A 17,924-nucleotide genomic window follows, 5' to 3' on the forward strand; every position below is an offset into this window, starting at 1 on the left:
CGGCGGCTTCGCGGAGTGACGTCGAAGCCTCTCGCACCCGACCGTCTCAGCCACCCGGATCCCAGGTCCCCTTCTTGTCGTCGTCGGTCACCACCGTCGGGTCGTCGCCGCCATCGAGGCCGAGCAGCATCAGGAGCAGATCGATGAGCGCCATGTCCTTCTCTCCTCCGAGGCCCGGGAGCGCGCTCCGTGATGAAGCGTTCCCGCCTACACCTCTCTAGCTGCCGCAGCGGGCGAAAACCGGACACTTTTCCCGTGACGACGCGGAGAAGAAATCGGACCGAGAGTAGAGGAGAAACGATCGGGCCGGCCGTGCCGCGATGGCTGGCCGGCTGGCGGGTCGTCAGTTGTAGAGGCTTTCGATCTCCGCGGCGTACTTCTCGCGGATGACCCGTCGCTTGAGCTTCATCGTCGGCGTGAGCTCGCCGCCGACGATCGTGAGCTCCCCCGGAAGGACAACGAAGCGCCGCACCGCTTCGTAACGCGCCACCGTCGCGTTGACGTTCTCGAGCTCGCGCTCGAGATAGGCGCGGAAGATCTCGCAGGTGCGCGCCGCGGCGATGTCGCGCGCCGGGCTGCCGAGCCGGCGCGCCACCTCGGCGACGCGCTCCGGATCGAGCGTGAGGAGCGCCGCGACGTAGTTGCGCTGGTCGCCCACCAGCACGGCCTGGGCGATGCCGGGAATCGTCTTGAGCCGCGCCTCGATCGGCGCCGGCGCGACGTTCTTGCCGCCCGAGGTGATGAGCAGCTCCTTCTTGCGGTCGGTGATGCGCAGGAATCCGTCGGCATCGAGCTCGCCGATGTCGCCCGAGTGAAGCCAGCCGTCGGCGTCGCGCGTCTCGCGGGTCGCCGTCTCGTCCTTGTAGTAGCCGAGGAAGACGTGCGGGCCACGCATCCACACCTCACCGTCTTCGGCGAGCTTCAGCTCCGTGCCCGGAATCGCAAAGCCGGCGCGGCCGGTGCGCAAGCGGTCGGGAACCGAGAAGGTCGTCGGCCCGGTGCATTCGCTCATCCCGTAGACCTCGCAGATGGCGATCCCGAGGGAGAGGAAGTACTCGAGGGTGCCGAGCGAGATCGGCGCTGCCGAGGTGATGCAGACCCGCGCCGCGTCGAGACCGAGCCGCTCCTTCACCTTCGAGAAGACCACCTTCTCGGCGAGGCCGTAGCCAGCGGGCAGGGGCAGACCGCGCTGCGCGGCGTAGCCGCCGGCGAGCCCCTTGACACGCGCCCAGGCGGCGATCCGGCGGCGCAACCAAGAGGAGGAAGCACCGACGGCCTGCATGCGCGCCTGGATCTTCTCCCACACCCGGGGCACGCCGAAGAAGATCGTCGGACGGACCTCGCGCAGGTTCTCCGGCAGCTTCTCGAGGCTCTCGGCGAAGTAGGCACAGGAGCCGCCGACCATCGGCATGTAGACCGAGATGCACTGCTCGGCGATGTGGGAGAGCGGCAGATACGACAGGAAGCGGTCCGACGGACCGATCGCGAACGTCGGACCGCCGACTTCGGCAAGAAAGGTGACGTTGCCGTGCGAGATCATCACCGCCTTCGGCGGACCGGTAGTGCCAGAGGTGTAGATCAGCGTGCACGGGTCGTCCTGCCGCTGGGCCGCCAGACGCTCGGCGAGCGCCGACTCCGGCACGCCGTCGCCGCGCGCCTCGAAGTCCTCCCAGGACAGCACGTCGCCGCGGGAGGCGACGCCGCTCATCACGACGATCGCCTTGAGCTGCGGCAGATCCCCGCGCAAGGACTCGAAGAGCTCGAGGTAGGCGGCGTTCTCCACCACCACCACCGCGGCTTCGCAGTGGCGCGCGATGTAGATCACCTGCTCGCGAGCGCTCGTCGTGTAGATGCCCGTCGGAATGGCCCCGGCGAGGATGGCGCCGAGGTCGGCGAGCAGCCACTCCGGGCGGTTGTAGCTCATGATCGCCACGCCGCGCCGCGGCTCCACCCCGAGAGCGATGAGCGCCCGGGCCACCCGCCGCGCCCGCGCTCCGTACTCCGCCCAGGTGGCGGTCTGCCAGGCGCCGTCCTGTTTCCACCGCAGCGCCGGCCGATCGCCGTGCGTCCGCACGGTCCCCTCGAAGAGCTCGCCCACGGTTCGCATCGTCTCCCCCTCCTCGGCGGTCGCTTGCAGCCCTGCGACGAGCCTCGACCGCTCTCCGGCGGTCTGCCGCTCGTACGTCGTCTCTACGTCGCCTGAAAGGCGCCCGGATCATAGCCACCCCGCGGCGGCTGCGCCTGCCGCGGCGCGGCCAAGTGGCGCCTGTGCTAGCTTGCCGCAGCCATGAAAGCCGACTGGTTCGAGTTCGTCAGCGACGCCGTGGGTGAGATCCTGCGTGACCCTCGCCCCGAGACGTTCTTTGCCTGGATGCGCGCCGAGGGCGCACCGCGCGCCGCCCTGGCGCTGGGGTTGGAAGTCGACGCGGCCGGGTTGCGGAGCTTCTCCACCGCGCTCGCCCTCGCCGTCTGGAACGCCGTGCCGCGCCCCGACCGGGGCTTCCGCCCCGAGCCGCTGGCGGCGCCCGAGCGCAACGGCCCCTGCCCTTGTGGCTCGGGCAGCAAGTACAAGAAGTGCTGCGGCGCCCAGCCGCCGGCGGTGGGCGGCCTCGCGCCGTTCGACGTCTGGCTGGCGCTCATCGACCGGTTGGGCGAGGAGGAGCTCGCCGCGCTCGCCCGGACGCGGGCCCTCTCTCCCGAGCTCCTCGGCGAGATCGCCTCCGCCTTCCTGCGGGCCGGAGGCACCGACGCCACCCTGGCGCTGCTCGAACCGTTCCTCGCCGAGACGGCACTGCTGCCCGAACGCTTCGAGGAGATCGCCGACCCGCTGGTCGACGCCGCCGGGTCGCTCGACGACGACGAGCGCGAGGCGCTCTTCGCCCGCCTGCGCCGGGATCTCACGGGCCCCGATCGCGCCGTCCTCGAACTGCGGCTCGCCTCGCAGGCGATCGACGACGGTGAGCTCGAGGCGGCCCGCCGTGCACTCGGACGCGCTGCCGCCGAAGTCCCGGACCATCCGGGGCTCGGCGGACTCGAAGTGCAGCTCCTGGTGGCCGAGGGCGAGCTCGACGAAGCGCGCGAGCGCGCCGCCGACTGGAGCGCCCGGCTGGCGCGCCGCGGCTACCGCGCCGGGGATGCCCCGCGGCCGTTCCTCGCCGCGGCGACGGCGGACGCCGAACGCGCCGTCGCCCTCTTCTCCGGGCGAGCCCACCCCGAGGATCTCGAGCGTCTGCAGATCTGGGCCGAGACCGCTAGCCACCGCCCCCTCCCGGCCGTCGAGCTTCGTGCCGACGAGGAGCGCCCGGCCGAGGGCGCCTTTGCCCTGTCGATCCCCCAGCTCGAGCTCGAAGAGGCCTGGGCTGATCTCTGGCCTCTCGCCAAGCCGCGGCTGACCGAGGCGGGGCCGGGAGAGGGCGACGACCCGTGGCAACGCGACACCGCCGGCGAGTGGCTGGGCTGGCTCGAGCAACACGTCGAGGCCGCCGACAGCCTGTCGATCCTCGAGGACCTGGTGCTCGGTGTCGACGCGCTCGAACAGGCGCAGACCCCGTGGGTCGACCGCGAGCTGCTCGCGCCGCTGCTCGCCCGCGCCGCGGCGATCCTCGACCACGCGCTCGCCGGCGCGCCGGTGCACCGACTCCCCTGGGCGGAGCCCGAGAACCGCCCGGCCCTGCGCCTGCTCGTCGAATCCGTCTTCCTCGACCTGCGCTCGGAGAAGCTCGACGAGGCCGCCGCGGCGATGGAGCGCTATCTCGCGATCAATCCGAGCGACGACCACGAGATGCGCGGTGATCTCGCCACGCTGCACCTTCGCCGCGGCGAGGATGCGGCCGCGCTGGCGCTCACCGATCCGCTCCCGGACGACGAGCTGCCCGAAATCCGCTACGGCAGGGTGCTCGCTCTCCTGCGTCTCGGACGGCGGGGCGAGGCCGAGACAGCGCTCGACACCGCCCTCGCCGCCCAGCCGCACGTCCCGGGCGCCCTGCTCGAGCCCACCGACGAGCCGCCGGAGGTCGCAGAGGAACACGTCCACGGCCCGCATTGCGGCCACCAGCACGACGCGGCCGAAGGCGACGACGACGAGCGCAGCGCGGCGGATGGCGACCTCGACGACGAGGACGACGCCGATCTCGGCGGCCCCACCGTCGAGCGCGGCAGTCCGCTCGAAGCCTGGTACTACGCCGAAGAGGTGCGCGAGCTCTGGCAGGTGCCCGCCGACGCCCTCGACTGGCTACGCAGCCGCAGTCAGCCGCGGGCCTGACCACACGGGATCGCGACGAAAAGCAAGGGCCGTGAGGCGATCCGCCCCACGGCCCTGGTCGTCGCGGCTCGCTCGACCGACTACTTCTTGGGAAGCGCCGCGGCGACTCCCGGCACGCCGGCGGCGCCGGCGGGCACGGAGATCGAGGAGCCGGTGAAGTCCTGACCGATCGGCTCGTAGCGACCTCCGAGGTGCTGGGCGAGGAACGCCTCGGCCACCGCGTTGAACGCCTTGTTGTTCTCCGGCCGCGCGAAGCCGTGACCCTCGTCGGGGAAGAGGACGTAGGTCACCGGGATCTTCTTCGCCTCGAGCGCCTTGACGATCTGGTCGGACTCGGCCTGCTTGACGCGCGGGTCGTTGGCACCCTGGCCGATCAACAGCGGACGCTTGATCTCGCCGGCCTTGAAGAGCGGCGAGCGCGAGTGCAGGAACTTCTTGCCCTCGTCCGTCTTCATCTCGCCCATCCGCTGCTCGAAGACCGCGAGGATCGGCGCCCAGTAGGGCGGGATCGACTCGAGCAGCGTCACCAGGTTCGACGGTCCGACGATGTCGACTCCGGCGGCGAACTTCTCCGGCGTGAAGGTCAGGCCGACGAGCGTCGCATAGCCACCGTAGCTGCCGCCCATGATCGCCACCTTCGTCGGGTCGGCGATCTTCTGGGCCACCGCCCAGTCGACGGCGTCGATCAGGTCGTCGTGCATCTTCGCCGCCCACTCGCGGTTTCCGGCGTTCAGGAACTTCTTGCCGAAGCCGGTCGAGCCGCGGAAGTTGACCGAAAACACGGCATAGCCGCGGTTGGCGAGCCACTGGTGGTACGGGTTGTAGCCCCACTCGTCGCGCGCCCAGGGGCCGCCGTGGACGAAGAGCACCATCGGCGAGGCCGCGGCCGGCTTGCCGTCGCCGTCCGGGTCGGAGCCGGCGGGGAGCGTCAGGTAGCTGACCAGCTCGAGCCCGTCCCGCGCCTTGATCGCCCGCGGATGCATCGGCATGAGTGCCTTGCCTTCGAGCGCCGGGCGCCCGGTGAACAGGTAGGTCGCCTTGCGCGTCGGCCGATCGTAGAGGTAGTAGGTCACCGGCCCGGCGTCCTGCACGTAGGCCACCGTCCAGACCTTGTCGTCGAGCGAACGGCCGGTGATCTCGAAATCGCCGCGCGCCGCCTTCGCGAGGGCCGCGAAGTCCGCCTCGATCGCCGGGTCGAGGACCTTCCACTCCTCGCGCAGGTAGCTCGAGGAGACCGCCTGCAGCGTCTTCTCCGTCGGGTGGACGAGCACGTTGGCCACGTCGGCCTTCGAGTCGGCGAAGACCAGCTCGCTCTTGCCGCTCGCCAGATCGACCTTGGTCAGCGCCGCGGTGTCGCGATCGCGGCTGTCGAGCATGTAGAGCACCTGGCCGCTCTTGTCGAAGCCGAGGGCGTTGGTGGTCAGCGAGTCGGCCGCCGGCACCTGGGCGAACGGCACGAAGCCGCCCTCGCCCGCCTTGAGCATCTCGAGGCCGCCGTCGGGCAGGTAGCGCGCCGCCAGGCGAACCTTGTAGTCGTCGTCGGTGGTGAAGCCGACGAAGCCCTCGTTCTGCTGCACCAGCTTGCGCTCGCCGGACTTCAGGTTCACGCGGTAGATGTCGTGGAGCTGCGGCACGCGGTCGTTGAGCGCCACGAGGATCTCGTCGGGGAACTTCGGCGAGACCTGTTCGATCCGCGCCTGCACCTTGTCGAGCGGCGTGAGGTCCTTCTCCTCGCCGCTCTTGAGGTCGACCACGTAGATCCGCCAGTTCTCGTCGCCGCCGCGGTCCTGCAGGTAGACGATGTGCTGGCTCGAGTAGGCCCAGAAGTAGATCCGCACGCCGCGGCTCTTGTCCTTGGTCACCGCGCGCGCCGCCTTGAGGTCGCCGACCGGCGCCACCCAGACGTTCATCACCCCGTCGACCGGCGCCCGCCAGGCGAGCTGCTTGCCGTCCGGGCTCACCGTCAGACCGGCCCGCTCGGGGTTGCCGAACAGCACCTCGCGCGGAATCAACGGGGCGTCGGCAGCGCTGGCCGCCCGCGCCGTCGCGCCCAACAGACCGGCTGCGCCGGCCAGCAGAAGTCCAGCCACTGTCAGTGCTCTCCTCATCGCATCGATCTCCATGGGGATTCGCCGGCCCGTCGAGGCCGTCTCCCTTTCTACGCCCTCGGCGGGGGAAAAGTTCAGGCCCGGGCGGGCGTCCGCCGCACGACCGGACATCAGTTCTTGGCGTCGTACCAGGTCTCGCCGGTGCCGACGTCGACCACCAGCGGGACCGCCAGCCGCTCGGCCCCCTCCATCTCCTGGCGGACGAGCGCGGCGATCGGCTCGAGCGCGTCGGCGGGGACCTCGAGCACCAGCTCGTCGTGCACCGAGAGCAGCAGCCTCGCCCCGGCGTGCTCCGCCCGCAGGCGGCGGTCGACGGCGAGCATCGCCTTCTTCAGCAGATCGGCCGCCGTCCCCTGGATGCGCGCGTTGATCGCCATGCGCCGGGCGTTCTCGCGCAGGTTCCAGTTCTTGCTGTGGATGTCCGGCAGGTAGCGCACGCGGCCGGCGAGCGTCTCGACGCGACCGTCGCGTTCGGCCAGCCGCAGGGTCTCCTGCATGTAGTCCTGCACCCTGCCGAAGCGCGCGAAGTAGGCGGCGATGAACTGCTCGGCCTCCTTGTTCGAGACTCCGAGCGCCGCGGCGAGCCCGAAGGCGCTCATGCCGTAGATCAGGCCGAAGTTGATCGTCTTGGCGGCCCGGCGCTGCTCGGCGCTCACCAGCCCGGGGTCGACCCCGAGCACCGAGGCGGCGGTGGTGCGGTGGATGTCCTCGCCGCGCCGGAACGCCTCGACGAGCGCCGGCTCGGCGGCGATGTGGGCGAGGACGCGCAGCTCGATCTGGCTGTAGTCGGCCACCAGGAGGCGCATCCCGGGAGCGGCCCGGAACGCCTTGCGGATGCGATGCCCCGCCTCGGTGCGGACGGGAATGTTCTGCAGGTTCGGGTTCACCGAGGAGAGGCGGCCGGTGGCCGCCACCGCCTGCTGGTAGCGGGTGTGGATCCGCCCGTCCGGCCCGACCATCGTCGGCAGCGCGTCGACGTAGGTCGACTTGAGCTTGGTCAGCTCGCGGTAGCGCAGCAGCTTCTGCGGCAGGGCGTAGCCCTTGGCCGCCAGCGCCTCGAGCGTTTCGGCATCGGTCGACCAGCTCTTCGTCTTCTTGGTCTTCCGCCCTCCGGCATAGCCCAGCTTCTCGAACAGGATGGCACCGAGTTGAAGCGGCGAGTTGAGGTTGAACGGCTCGCCCGCCAGAGCGTGAATCTCCCCCTCGAGCGCCGCGAGCTCGGCACCCATTTCGCGCGACATCTCCCCGAGCAGGGCGACGTCGAGGCCGATGCCGGCCTGCTCCATCCCCACCAGCACCGGAACGAGCGGCGCCTCGATCTCGCGGTAGACCCGGGCGAGTGCCGCCGATCCGAGCTCGGTGCGCATCGGCTCGGCCAACCGCGCGACGAGGTTGACCCGTTCGCCAGCGAAGGCGGCGAGTCGCGGATCGCCGACCGGCGGCTCGAGTCCCTTGTCCCATCCGGCCTCCCGTTCGCCGATCGGCGCGCGACCCAGACGCTGGGTGGCGATCTCGGCCAAGGTGTGGCCATGCACCGACGGCTCGAGCAGGTAGGAGACCAGCATCAGGTCGAAGAGCCGACAGCGGGCCCGTTCACCGTCCGGCGACAGGCGGAGCACCTCCTTGAGGTCGTGGCCGACGAGCTCGCGCTCGTCGTCGGCGAGCAGACGAGCGAGGAGCGCGAGCGCTGCCTGCTCGAGACCCGGGAGGCGGAAATCGACGAACAGCGCCTCGCCGCCAGGACGGAGGAGCGCCAGGCCGAGCGGTCGATCGCCGCCGAGCCTGGCCACGACGAGCTCGCCGGACTCGACGCCGAGCGCCGCCGCGAGCTCGCCGGCGCTCTCCAGCCGTCGGGCCGCAGGTGGCAGCGCCGGCGAGGCCTCCGGCGCGGGGCTCCCGGGTGCCGTCGCCGACAGCTCGGCGAGCAGGGTGTGAAAATCGAGCGCCGCGCAGAGCTTGCGCAACGCCTCGAGATCGGGCGGATCGTGGCGCAGCGCCTCGGCATCGAACGGTACCGGCAGATCGGTGTGGATGGTGACCAGCTCTTTGGAGAGCAGCGCCTGCTCGCGGTGCTGTTCGAGCCCCTCGCGATACGCCTTGCGCTTGATCTCGGCGGTGCGTTCGAGCAGCTCCTCGACCGTGCCGAGCTCGGCGACGAGCTGCTTGGCCCCCTTGTCGCCGATGCCCGGCACGCCGGGGACGTTGTCGACGGCATCGCCCATCAGCGCCAGGACGTCGACGACGCGCTCCGGCGGCACGCCCCACTCCTCGCACACCGCGGCGCGGTCGTAGAGCTTGTTGCGACCCGTGTGAAAGACCGAGACGCCGTCACCGACGAGTTGCATCAGGTCCTTGTCCGCCGACACCAGCACGACCTCGTACCCCTCGCCGGCAGCCTTCTTCGCCAGCGTGCCGAGCACGTCGTCCGCTTCGTAGTTCTCCAGCTCGAGGATCGGGATGCGGAAGGCCGAGATCGCTTCGCGGATCCACGGGATCTGTGGCTTGAGATCCTCCGGCATCGGCGCGCGATTCGCCTTGTACTCGGCGTAGCGCTCGGTGCGCACGGTCCGGTCGGAGACATCGAGCGCCACGCCGACGAGCTCGGGGTTCTCGTCGCGCAGCAGCTTGCGCAACATCTGGACGAACCCGTAGACGGCGTTCGTCGGCTCGCCACGCGAGCTCGAGAGGTTGCGGATGGCGTAGAACGCCCGGAAGATGTTGGAGAAGCCGTCGATGAGGTAGAGCCGCGGGCGGGAGGAGGCCATGGGCGCATTCTACGGGCGAGGCTGCCCGGCGCCGGCGCCAGCCGGCCCTACCCGCGGAAGCGCGGAATGAACCCCGGCACCGCCCGCCGGTGGCGGCGATAGGCCTCACCGAAGGTCCGATCGAGGTCGCGCTCCTCGAAGGCCAGGCCGATGAAGAGGTAGGCCGTCAGCACACCGACCAGCAGCAGGCGTCCGCGGCTCATCTCCGGCGTCGCCCAGAAGGCAACGATCGTCCCCGCGTAGATGGGGTGGCGGATCCACCGGTAGACGCCACGACTCTCGAAGGGAAGCGCCTCGTCCGGGACACCGCGCGCCGCCGACCAGGCCTGCCGGAGACCGAAGAGGTGAGCGTGACGGATCGTCAGCAGGGAGAGGAGGACGAGCCCCCATCCGGCACCCTGGATCGCCCAGAGCACGAGGCGCAGCAACGCCCATTGCCCCGGCACACTCCAAACCGGCGACGGGATCGGGCGCCACAACCAGCAAAGGAGTGCGATCTGCGTCCCCGCGACCAGCGAATACAGGCTGCGCTCGAGCCCGGCCGGGAAACGCGCCACGATCTGCGCCTTCGTCTCTTCCCGCGCCAGCAGGCTGTGCACCAGACCGAAACCGACGAGCAGCGCGAGATCGATGGCGCAAGCAGGACCCACCGCACCGGCGAACCCGCTGTCCACGCTTTTCGGGACGACGACCGCGGCCAGGAAGCCGGCGAGGTAGACCATGGGAACCATCCCCGCCAGGTACCCGACCAGTCCGAAGGCGAGATAGTCGAGCCGCATCGTGGGACCATTCTGCCCCAGCGGGCCGGACCGAGATCCCATCGCGAAACCGGGGCTCGCGGTCGCGGCGGAGCCATCCGGTCAATCCGCGGTTTCGACGGCGCCGATCAGGCCCGCGCGGCGCGCGCCACCAGCCAGGCGAACCCGCCGACGACGAGCGCCGGCAGACCGAAGACGGCGAGACCGACGGTGAGCACCACCACGGCCGCGATCCCCAGCGCGACGACCGTCGCCACCCCGGCCACCGCCAGCACCGGCACGAGCAACAGGCCGAAGAGGAGCCCCAGGACGAGCCGCAGCACCAGCCCGACCGCCTTGAGCGCCAGTCCGACCAGCAGGAGTACGCCACCGACCACCGCGACCACGAAACCGAGAGCAAGCAGCTCGACCATCGTCGTGTCCTCCGATTCCATCCTACGCAGCGCGACGCGCGCGGTTTCCACGAGCGACCTTCGGCGTCCGCCGACGCGTCCGACATTCCCGGTCGGCCGTTACCCGCCGGTCACACCGGAGGCGACAGCAGGGCGATACACTGTCGACGCCGGAGGTCCCGTCGCCGGCCGTCGCTGGTCCCACGAGCCATGACTTCCGAAATCCCCCGTTCGTCTGCCGATCCCTCGTCCGACGCCCAGCGCGCGGACCGTCCCGGACGCCCCCGGCGGGGGCGCGATCCGCGCGCCCTGCCGCTCTACGGCGTCTACCGTCGCTTCCGCAGCCTTGCCTTCGGCGGGCATTCGCCGATGGACGCCGAAGGGCTGGCGCGTCAGCTCTTCCGAGCGCTGCTCGAAGAGCGTCCGAAGTCGTCGCCGATCCTCGGCGTCCGCCTCTACCGGGTCGCCGGAGAGGAGCTCGAGTTGATCGAGAAGGGCGGCCTCGCCGGCCCGGTCGAGCTCGGCTACCGCATCCCGGCGGGACATCCCGTCGTCGCCGAAGCGCTGCGCGAGGGCTGGGCGATCGTCCGCCGCGGCGACTCGCGCCACGACGAGTGGATCGAACGCACGGCGGGGACCCACGCGCTCGCCAAGCTCGCCCTTGGGCCACAGCGCGAGATGCTTCTCTCCTTCACGCTGCGCGAGCCGATCTCGACGGCCGAGGTGCAGAACGCGCTCACGGCGCTCCGCTCGCTCGCCGACTCGCACCTCGAGCGGCAGCAGTTCCGCGAGTTGCTGGAACAGGCACGGGCGGTGCAGACCTCGCTGCTGCCGCGCCAACTCCCGGCGCTCCCGGGCTTCGAGCTCGCGGTGCGGATCCGCCCGGCGGAAGTGGTGGGTGGCGACGTCTACGACCTGGCGATCCTGCCGCCCGATTCGTTCGCCGTCTGCATCGCCGACGCCACCGGCCACGGACTGCCGGCGGCCCTTCAGGCGCGCGACGTGATCGTCGGACTGCGCATGGGGATGGATACTCAGCTCAAGATGGTCGCCACGGTCGAGAAGCTCTCGCGCGTTCTTGCCGGCAGCTCGCCGGCCGGCCGCTACGTCTCGCTCTTCTTCGCCGAGATCGACCGCGACGGACATCTCATCTACATCAACGCCGGCCATCCGCCGGCGATCCTGCTCGGCAGGAACGGCAAGCGGCTCGAGAAGCTGCGCTCCTCCGGCCCCCTGCTCGGGCTCGACCGGCGCCAGCCACGGCATTGGCAGCGCCACTTCGAGCGCCTCGAGGCCGGCGATCTGCTGGCGCTCTACACCGACGGGATCACCGAGGTGCGGCGCCCCGACGACGAGGAGTTCGGCGTCGATCGCCTGATCGCCACCTTGCGGCGGCACGCCGGCAAGCCGATCGAGGAGGTTGCCGACGCGGTGCTCGCCGCAGCCGACGACTTCGGCGACGGCGCACCGCCACCCGACGACCAGACGCTCATCCTCGTGCGTCGGCGGTGACGGCTGCGCGCCGGCGGGCGAGCGGCTAGACTCCTCGTGCAGTCGGGAGGACTCCGATGGAAGGAATCGGTTCGGCACTGCTCAGCGGATTCGGCGCGATGGGGCTCCTGTCCTGGATCGCCATGGGCCTGCTCGCCGGCGCGGTGGCCCGCTATCTCCTGCCGGGCGGTCGCCCGCTCGGCTGCCTCGCCACCATCGCCGTCGGCGTCGCCGGTGCCGTCCTCGGCGGCCTCGCCGCCACCCTCCTCGACTTCGGCGGGATCTCCGGCTTCGACGTGCGCAGCCTGCTGATCGCCACCTTCGGGGCGGTCCTCCTCCTGCTCGTCCTGGGGATCGCGCGGCTCGCCGGCGGGAAGCCCGCCGCGTCGCGAAAGCGCTGATCCCCGACGCCTCCCCGTCGCCACCTGGGTTCGTCAACGGACCGGTGCAGCGGCGTCCTGCAAGGAGGACGAACGAGCCTCTGAAGGCGCAGTCCCCCCCGGCATGGCTCTTGCCCTTGCAGAGAGCGGCGTCGACGAGGCGCCCTCGAGAAAGGAAGATCCGATGTCCGCCGCTCCCTCCCGTCACCGCGCCCCGGCGGTCGCCCGCGCCATCTGGCCCACCGTCGTCGTGACCGCCTTCGCCCTGACCCCTGTCCTCGAAGCCAAGGCCATTCGACTCGCCCTGCCGTCCGAGGCTCCAGCAGGAGGTGGAGGACCTCCGGGTCACCCAGCGGCGTTCCTTCACCCTGCCGGCTCGACCGGTCGACCACTTCCTGGTGTTCGGGGACAACGAGGTCATGCAGTACCGCGCCGGCTGGTCGGAGCGGACGCAACTCGCCGTGGGCCAGGGAGCGCTCGCCGTCTTCAGGGAGAAGACCTGGCGCAAGTTCAGCTTCGAGCTCGCGGATCCCCGGTCGGGGCGCCTTCCCGTCGATTGCATCGAGAGCTCCGAGAGTCGCGGACTCAAGGTCGCTGGGCGCCATTCGGAGACCGACCTCGATCTGCCCTGGGACCAAGAGCTGCGCTGCCGCTTCACTTCCCCCGCCGGCGCTCCGCGCGACCTGCTCGTCTCCTTCGGCCGCGGCACCTTGAGCGACGAGCGGGGGCCGATCGTCGCTGTCGAGGCCAGCCGTCGCGTCGAAGGCACGCCAATTGCGCTGCCAACCCCGGTGGGATTCCTCTTCAAGCGCGACGGGAAGGCGGTCGGTGCCGTCGAGGTGCTGAACAAGGGGCGCTTCGTCCTCGCCAACACCCTCAGCGCCGAGGAGCGCCTCGACCTGCTCGCGATCTCCACAGCGCTGCTGCTGGCCGACTCGATGGAGTGAGGAGCCTCGGCGCGACGCCCGACAACCGACGGCGACCGGCCAACGTCGGGAGTGCCCGGGAGCCAGGATGGCGCGCCTGAGCGACGAGGAGTCCTGGCCTCGGCAGAGCAAGGCGGTTCACCACCAGGACGGCGCTGCCGGGCGGTCGCCCGCTCGGCGGCCTCGCCGCCACCCTCCTCGACTTCGGTGGGATTTCCGGCTTCGACGTGCGCAGCCTGTTGATCGCCACCTGCGGGGCGGTCCTGCTACTGCTCGCGCAGGGGATCCTCCGCGGTCGCGGGAAGGACTCGCGGCGGGGCCAGGACCGGACCGATCGCCGGAGCCCGCCCAACCCTGTCGCTCGGGAAGGCGGCCCAGGCCGCACCGCGGCCTTGCCGCCGAACAGGACTTGCGACAGAATCGCTCGAAAATCGACCAGGAGGAATGCTCGCCATGGAAATCCGCCGGCTCGCTGTCCAGGGATTGACGATCGCAATGGTTGCCCTCGGTGCCGCGCAGCTCTTCGCTGCAGTCACCCAGTCGAGCACCGACGTGCCCAAGGCGATTCCCGACAACAGCAGCACCACCAGTACGCTGAATTTCACGGTCAACGGCACGATCATCGACGCCAACCTGACGTTCGACATCTCCCACGCCTGGGACTCCGACGTCGTCGTCAGCCTGACCGGCCCGGCGGCCCCGATCCAGCTCCTGGTGCAGAACTGCGGCGGCAGTGCGGACAACTTCACCAACACGACGATCGACGAGGATGCCGGGGCCTTCCCGTGCGCGGGAACCACCGGCGCCCCCTTCACCGGATCGTTCCAGTCGCCGGCCGCCGGCACGATGAACGCCTTCGACACCACGGCGTCGGGCGGCACCTGGACGCTCACCGTGGGCGACGACTCCTCGATCATCACCGGAACGTTGAACTCGTGGTCGCTCACCCTCGACGGCGCGGCGCCGCTCCCGGTCGAGCTGCAGAGCTTCACGATCGACTGACGTCCGCCGGGGCGCTGCCGCGCCTCAGGCAAGCCCGCGAGGCCTCCGGCTCGTTGTGCCGGAGGCCTTTTGTGTCTGGTCACGCGGTCGCCGACGCCATGCGCCACATCCTCTCGAGGATCGACCGGAGGTGCTCCGCGGGGGCTTGTTCGCTCCTCTTCGCGGCGCTCCTCCTCCCGGGTTGCTCGCCCGCCACCCGACGCACGCCGACCAACGTCGTGCTGGTGTCGGTCGACACGCTGCGCCCCGACCGGCTCGGCTGCTATGGCGCGACGCAGGTCGAGACCCCGGCGATCGACGCCCTCGCCACGTCGGGCGTCCGCTTCACGCAGGCGTTCACGCCGGTTCCGCTGACCCTCCCGGCGCACTGGACCCTCCTCTCCGGCGTCGAGCCCTGGCACCACGGCGTGGTCGACAACGGCATGACCCTCGCCGCGCCGCCGGTGGCGATGCTCGCCGAGCGCTTCGCGGCCGCCGGCTACGACACCGCGGCGTTCGTTTCGGCTTTCGTTCTCCACCGCACCTTCGGACTCGATCGCGGATTCGCCCGCTACGACGACGGACCGGCGGCGGATGCCGCGCTCGACCAGCTGCTGCATGCGACCGGCCGGGCCGACGAGCGGGTCGATCGTGCCCTCGCCTGGCTGCGCCGCGAGCGGACGAAGCCGTTCTTCCTCTGGCTCCATCTCTTCGATCCGCACGCACCCTACGAGCCCCCGCCGGGCTTCCGCGCCCGTTACGCCGACCGCCCCTACGACGGCGAGGTCGCCTTCGTCGACACCCAGGTCGCGCGCCTGCTCTCGGCGCTCGAGCGCTCCGGCGCGTCCGCCCAGACGCTCGTCGTGCTGGCCTCCGACCATGGCGAGAGCCTGGGCGAGCACGGCGAGCTGACGCACGGGGTGTTGCTCTACGACGCGACGCTCCACGTGCCGCTGATCTTTCGCCTGCCGGGGAGGCTCGCGGCAGCCGAGGTCCGTCGCGACCCCGTCACCCTGGCCGACGTGGCGCCGACCGTGCTGGCGCTCGCCGGCCTGGACGCGACTCCCGGCGTCGACGGCAGGGACCTGTTCGGTTCGACCGACACGCCCCGCCGGCTCGCGGCGGTCTCCGAGTCGCCGCACCGCCGCCTCGGCTGGGCGACGCTCGTCGCCGTTCGCGAGGCCGGGTGGAAGTACATCGCCGCGCCGCGCCCCGAGCTCTACTCGCTTGCCGACGATCCCCGGGAGCAGGTCGACCGGAGCGGCGACGCGGCGGCGCGGGCGGCTCCGCTCGCCCGAGCGGCTCGGGCGATCGAGACGACGATGCGGTCACGGCTGGCGGAGCGGCGCGCAGCCGAGCCGAAGAAGGAAGAGCAAGCCCGGCTTGCGGCCCTTGGCTACCTCGGCGGTCCCCGGTCGGCGGCCGCACCGTCAACCGATCCGAAAGACGCCATTGCGTCGCTGAGCGAGATCGACCGTGCCTATCAGCTGTTCGCCGAGGGTCGCTTCGACGAGGCCGAGGCGACCCTGCGCTCGCTCCTCGGCCAGGCGCGGATCCCTCCGGCGGCCGCGCTCGAGGGGCTGGCACGGCTGGCCAAGCTGCGCGACCGCAATGCCGAGGCCGAGTCGCTCTATCGCCAGTTGCTCGCGCAGGATCCCGAGTCGGTGGCGGCGCTCGCGCAGCTCGTCGTCCTCGCTCGTCAACGCCGCGACCACCACCTCGCGGTCGAGCTGGCGCGGCGTCTGGTCGCCCTCGCGCCGACCGACGGTGGCGCCAGTCGGCTGCTCGCCGACGCCCTGCTCGCGGCGGGGGACGCTGTGGCAGCGGAGACCGAGTGGCGGCGGGGGATTGCCGTCGCTCCCCGCGCCGGCTGGCTGCGGCTCGGCTTCGCCCGTTTCCTGATCGCCTCCGGCCACCGCGACGAAGGCGAGCGCGAGCTCGATCGGATCCTCGGCGACGAGGATCAACCCGCCGATCTCGTCGCCGCAGCGCGGGTCGCGAGGGGTGGCACCACACGTTGAGACCGGACGAGGCGGTCCGAACGGAACCCGCCCGGCGACCGCCCCGAGCTCGAAGGGACCGACGCCTCGAGCCGAACAGTCCGCATCGCGTGGCGCGGCGATCCCTGTCGACCGCTCAGCCTTCGCGGCGGCGCCTCGGCGAGACCGGCGAACCCCGGCGCCTCGCCCGCTACCCTTCGGGGACCAGGATCTCGAGACCCGAGCGGGCGATCAGCTTCGTCTGCAGGGCCTCGACTGCCGCCGCCCGTTTCTCCTGCTGGAGCGCCGCCCGGATCGACTCCCGTGCGCTCGCCAGCGGCTGCGTGCCGAAACCACGCAGACGGACGAAAGCGACGCCACGCCCGTCGAGGACACAGGTGCGAGCGGCAACCTCGGTGCGCGGCCCGTCGAGGTAGATCACCGGCGAGACCGCGCCGGGCTCGAGACTCAGCAGCGCCTTGCGCAGCCGGATCGACGTGCGGCCCAGGGCCGCGAGGTCGACGCCGCGGACCTCGCGGCAGAGTCGGGCATCGGGACGCACCTTCCGGCGCAGGAGATCGTCGAACGTCACCCCGGCGCGCAGCGCCGCCACGATCTCCTCCCCCGCCGCGTACACCTCGGCCACACTCTCGGCGGTCTGCGGAAAGAACAGCACATCGACCTGGAAATCGCGCAACAGGAGATCGCTCTCCCCGCGCTCCCGGTGGAAGCGCTCGATCTCCGCCTCGGTCGGCTCGGTGTCGAACCCTTCGCTCAACCGCTCGCGATAGGACTCGACCACCGCCTGGCGACGGACCTCCTCGAGGCGCGCCACGATCTCGGGCGTCAGGCCCTGCGCGCGCCGCACGGCGGCCAGCAGGCGATTCCCGGCCTCGAGCCGCGACGCGACCTCGTCTTCGGAGCCTCCGCGCCGCTCCGAGGGCGGGAGCTCCACGCCGTGCGCGTCGAGCTCTTGTTGCCGTCGCGCGTTCGCCGCGGCGGCACGCGCCTCGCGGTCCAGCTCCCGGCGGACGTCGCGACGAACGGCCTCGGCGTCCGCGCTGGCGCCCGGGCGAATCCCGTCGAGCCGGAAGAGGTGGAACCCGTCCGTCGAGCGGATCACCGCGCTGACCTCCCCCACCTTGAGGCCGAAGATCACGTCGGCCGCGCCGCGTCCGAGCGCGCTGCGCAGCGTCCACTCGATGCGCCCCCCGCCGCGGGCGGTCACCGAGCTCGAGTATTTCTCGGCAAGCTCGTTGAAATTGCCGCCCCGGTCGAGCTCCTGGCGGATCGCCTTCATCTGGGCCTCGGCCCGCGCACGCCCCGCCGGGTCGGAGGCCGGCGCGCGCAGAAAGAGATGGCTGAACTTCCGGGCCTCCTCGTTGGATTCGGACGCCAACCGCCGAGCGACCTCCGCGTCGACCTGGGCCTCGCTCGCCCGGACGTCAGCCGTCTCCCGTGCCAGCAGGTCCTCGGCCAGGAAGCTCTCCTCGGCAGCCACTTCGCGCTTCAGGACCTCTGGCCGCTCGGCGAAGCCGTTCGCCTTCGCCTCCTCGAACAGCATCGCCGCGCGGACCCGGCGCTCGATCACCTGGCGGACGATCGCCTTCCGGGTTTCGAGAGCGATCGGCTTGGGGACCGCCGCGAGTCGCCGCTCGAGCGCTTCCTCGATCGCCCCGCGGCGGATCTCCCCGCCCGTCCACCGCGCCACGACCGCCGCGGGATCGCGACCGGCGGCGGGCGCGGGCAGCGCGGAGCGCCCGCAGGCCAGAGAGACGGCGACCAGGGAGAGCACAGCCCCCGTTCTTCGAGATGTGAGCTTCATCCTGGCCCCTCCACGGCCCGCTGGAATCGAGCGTCGCGGCGATCATACCGGCACCGCC

General features: G+C 71.2%; 12 protein-coding genes. 6 read left to right on the plus strand and 6 right to left on the minus strand.

The genetic code is table 11. The annotated features are described in order from the left end of the window. Positions 1 to 343 precede the first annotated feature (343 nt). Entirely contained in the window at positions 344 to 2,107 is a 1,764-nt protein-coding gene (locus IPJ17_00530) for an AMP-binding protein (protein QQR74123.1), read from the minus strand. A 180-nt stretch (positions 2,108 to 2,287) separates the two neighbouring features. On the opposite strand from IPJ17_00530, the gene IPJ17_00535 reads away from it, so the two are divergent. Next, positions 2,288 to 4,261: an SEC-C domain-containing protein gene (locus IPJ17_00535; GenBank protein ID QQR74124.1), complete on the plus strand. Its 1,974-nt coding sequence runs from the start codon at positions 2,288 to 2,290 to the stop codon at positions 4,259 to 4,261. Positions 4,262 to 4,341: 80 nt separating this feature from the next. Here IPJ17_00535 and IPJ17_00540 read toward each other — a convergent pair whose 3' ends face one another. The 4 genes from IPJ17_00540 to IPJ17_00555 all read right to left on the minus strand — a co-directional run bounded on the left by IPJ17_00540 (position 4,342) and on the right by IPJ17_00555 (position 10,305). Beyond that, positions 4,342 to 6,369, minus strand: coding sequence for a S9 family peptidase (locus IPJ17_00540; GenBank protein QQR74125.1), 2,028 nt, complete (start codon positions 6,367 to 6,369; stop codon positions 4,342 to 4,344). 110 nt (positions 6,370 to 6,479) lie between these two features. Next, positions 6,480 to 9,134 carry a DNA polymerase I gene (gene polA, locus IPJ17_00545; GenBank protein ID QQR74126.1) on the minus strand — a complete coding sequence of 885 codons (2,655 nt, stop codon included), beginning with the start codon at positions 9,132 to 9,134 and terminating at the stop codon, positions 6,480 to 6,482. Between the two features lie 47 nt (positions 9,135 to 9,181). Further along, on the minus strand, positions 9,182 to 9,913 hold the full coding sequence (locus IPJ17_00550) for an isoprenylcysteine carboxylmethyltransferase family protein (GenBank protein ID QQR74127.1): 732 nt from the start codon (positions 9,911 to 9,913) through the stop codon (positions 9,182 to 9,184). 107 nt (positions 9,914 to 10,020) lie between these two features. After that, positions 10,021 to 10,305: a hypothetical protein gene (locus tag IPJ17_00555; GenBank protein QQR74128.1), complete on the minus strand. Its 285-nt coding sequence runs from the start codon at positions 10,303 to 10,305 to the stop codon at positions 10,021 to 10,023. 189 nt (positions 10,306 to 10,494) lie between these two features. Between IPJ17_00555 and IPJ17_00560 the strand changes: the two genes are divergently transcribed. The 5 genes from IPJ17_00560 to IPJ17_00580 all read left to right on the plus strand — a co-directional run bounded on the left by IPJ17_00560 (position 10,495) and on the right by IPJ17_00580 (position 16,083). Then, positions 10,495 to 11,796, plus strand: a complete 1,302-nt coding sequence (locus tag IPJ17_00560) for a PP2C family protein-serine/threonine phosphatase (GenBank protein ID QQR74129.1) — start codon at positions 10,495 to 10,497, stop codon at positions 11,794 to 11,796. 98 nt (positions 11,797 to 11,894) lie between these two features. Continuing rightward, the gene (locus tag IPJ17_00565) at positions 11,895 to 12,176 is read left to right on the plus strand and encodes a GlsB/YeaQ/YmgE family stress response membrane protein (protein ID QQR76045.1); all 282 of its coding nucleotides are present in this window, start codon (positions 11,895 to 11,897) and stop codon (positions 12,174 to 12,176) included. 308 nt (positions 12,177 to 12,484) lie between these two features. Next, positions 12,485 to 13,102 carry a hypothetical protein gene (locus IPJ17_00570; GenBank protein QQR74130.1) on the plus strand — a complete coding sequence of 206 codons (618 nt, stop codon included), beginning with the start codon at positions 12,485 to 12,487 and terminating at the stop codon, positions 13,100 to 13,102. Between the two features lie 432 nt (positions 13,103 to 13,534). Continuing rightward, the gene (locus tag IPJ17_00575; protein QQR74131.1) at positions 13,535 to 14,083 is read left to right on the plus strand and encodes a proprotein convertase P-domain-containing protein; all 549 of its coding nucleotides are present in this window, start codon (positions 13,535 to 13,537) and stop codon (positions 14,081 to 14,083) included. Positions 14,084 to 14,154: 71 nt separating this feature from the next. After that, positions 14,155 to 16,083: a sulfatase-like hydrolase/transferase gene (locus IPJ17_00580; GenBank protein QQR74132.1), complete on the plus strand. Its 1,929-nt coding sequence runs from the start codon at positions 14,155 to 14,157 to the stop codon at positions 16,081 to 16,083. 169 nt (positions 16,084 to 16,252) lie between these two features. Here IPJ17_00580 and IPJ17_00585 read toward each other — a convergent pair whose 3' ends face one another. Next, positions 16,253 to 17,866, minus strand: coding sequence for a peptidylprolyl isomerase (locus IPJ17_00585; GenBank protein ID QQR74133.1), 1,614 nt, complete (start codon positions 17,864 to 17,866; stop codon positions 16,253 to 16,255). Positions 17,867 to 17,924 lie beyond the last annotated feature (58 nt).

The sequence above is a fragment of the Holophagales bacterium genome (genome assembly GCA_016699405.1).
Lineage (GTDB): Bacteria > Acidobacteriota > Thermoanaerobaculia > Multivoradales > JAGPDF01 > JAAYLR01.

Bases quoted from the DNA above. Each gene is read 5' to 3' on its own strand.
- IPJ17_00530 (QQR74123.1), bottom strand. From the start codon at position 2,107: ATGCGAACCGTGGGCGAGCTCTTCGAGGGGACCGTGCGGACGCACGGC.
- IPJ17_00535 (QQR74124.1), top strand. From the start codon at position 2,288: ATGAAAGCCGACTGGTTCGAGTTCGTCAGCGACGCCGTGGGTGAGATC.
- IPJ17_00540 (QQR74125.1), bottom strand. From the start codon at position 6,369: ATGAGGAGAGCACTGACAGTGGCTGGACTTCTGCTGGCCGGCGCAGCC.
- polA (QQR74126.1), bottom strand. From the start codon at position 9,134: ATGGCCTCCTCCCGCCCGCGGCTCTACCTCATCGACGGCTTCTCCAAC.
- IPJ17_00550 (QQR74127.1), bottom strand. From the start codon at position 9,913: ATGCGGCTCGACTATCTCGCCTTCGGACTGGTCGGGTACCTGGCGGGG.
- IPJ17_00555 (QQR74128.1), bottom strand. From the start codon at position 10,305: ATGGTCGAGCTGCTTGCTCTCGGTTTCGTGGTCGCGGTGGTCGGTGGC.
- IPJ17_00560 (QQR74129.1), top strand. From the start codon at position 10,495: ATGACTTCCGAAATCCCCCGTTCGTCTGCCGATCCCTCGTCCGACGCC.
- IPJ17_00565 (QQR76045.1), top strand. From the start codon at position 11,895: ATGGGGCTCCTGTCCTGGATCGCCATGGGCCTGCTCGCCGGCGCGGTG.
- IPJ17_00575 (QQR74131.1), top strand. From the start codon at position 13,535: ATGGAAATCCGCCGGCTCGCTGTCCAGGGATTGACGATCGCAATGGTT.
- IPJ17_00585 (QQR74133.1), bottom strand. From the start codon at position 17,866: ATGAAGCTCACATCTCGAAGAACGGGGGCTGTGCTCTCCCTGGTCGCC.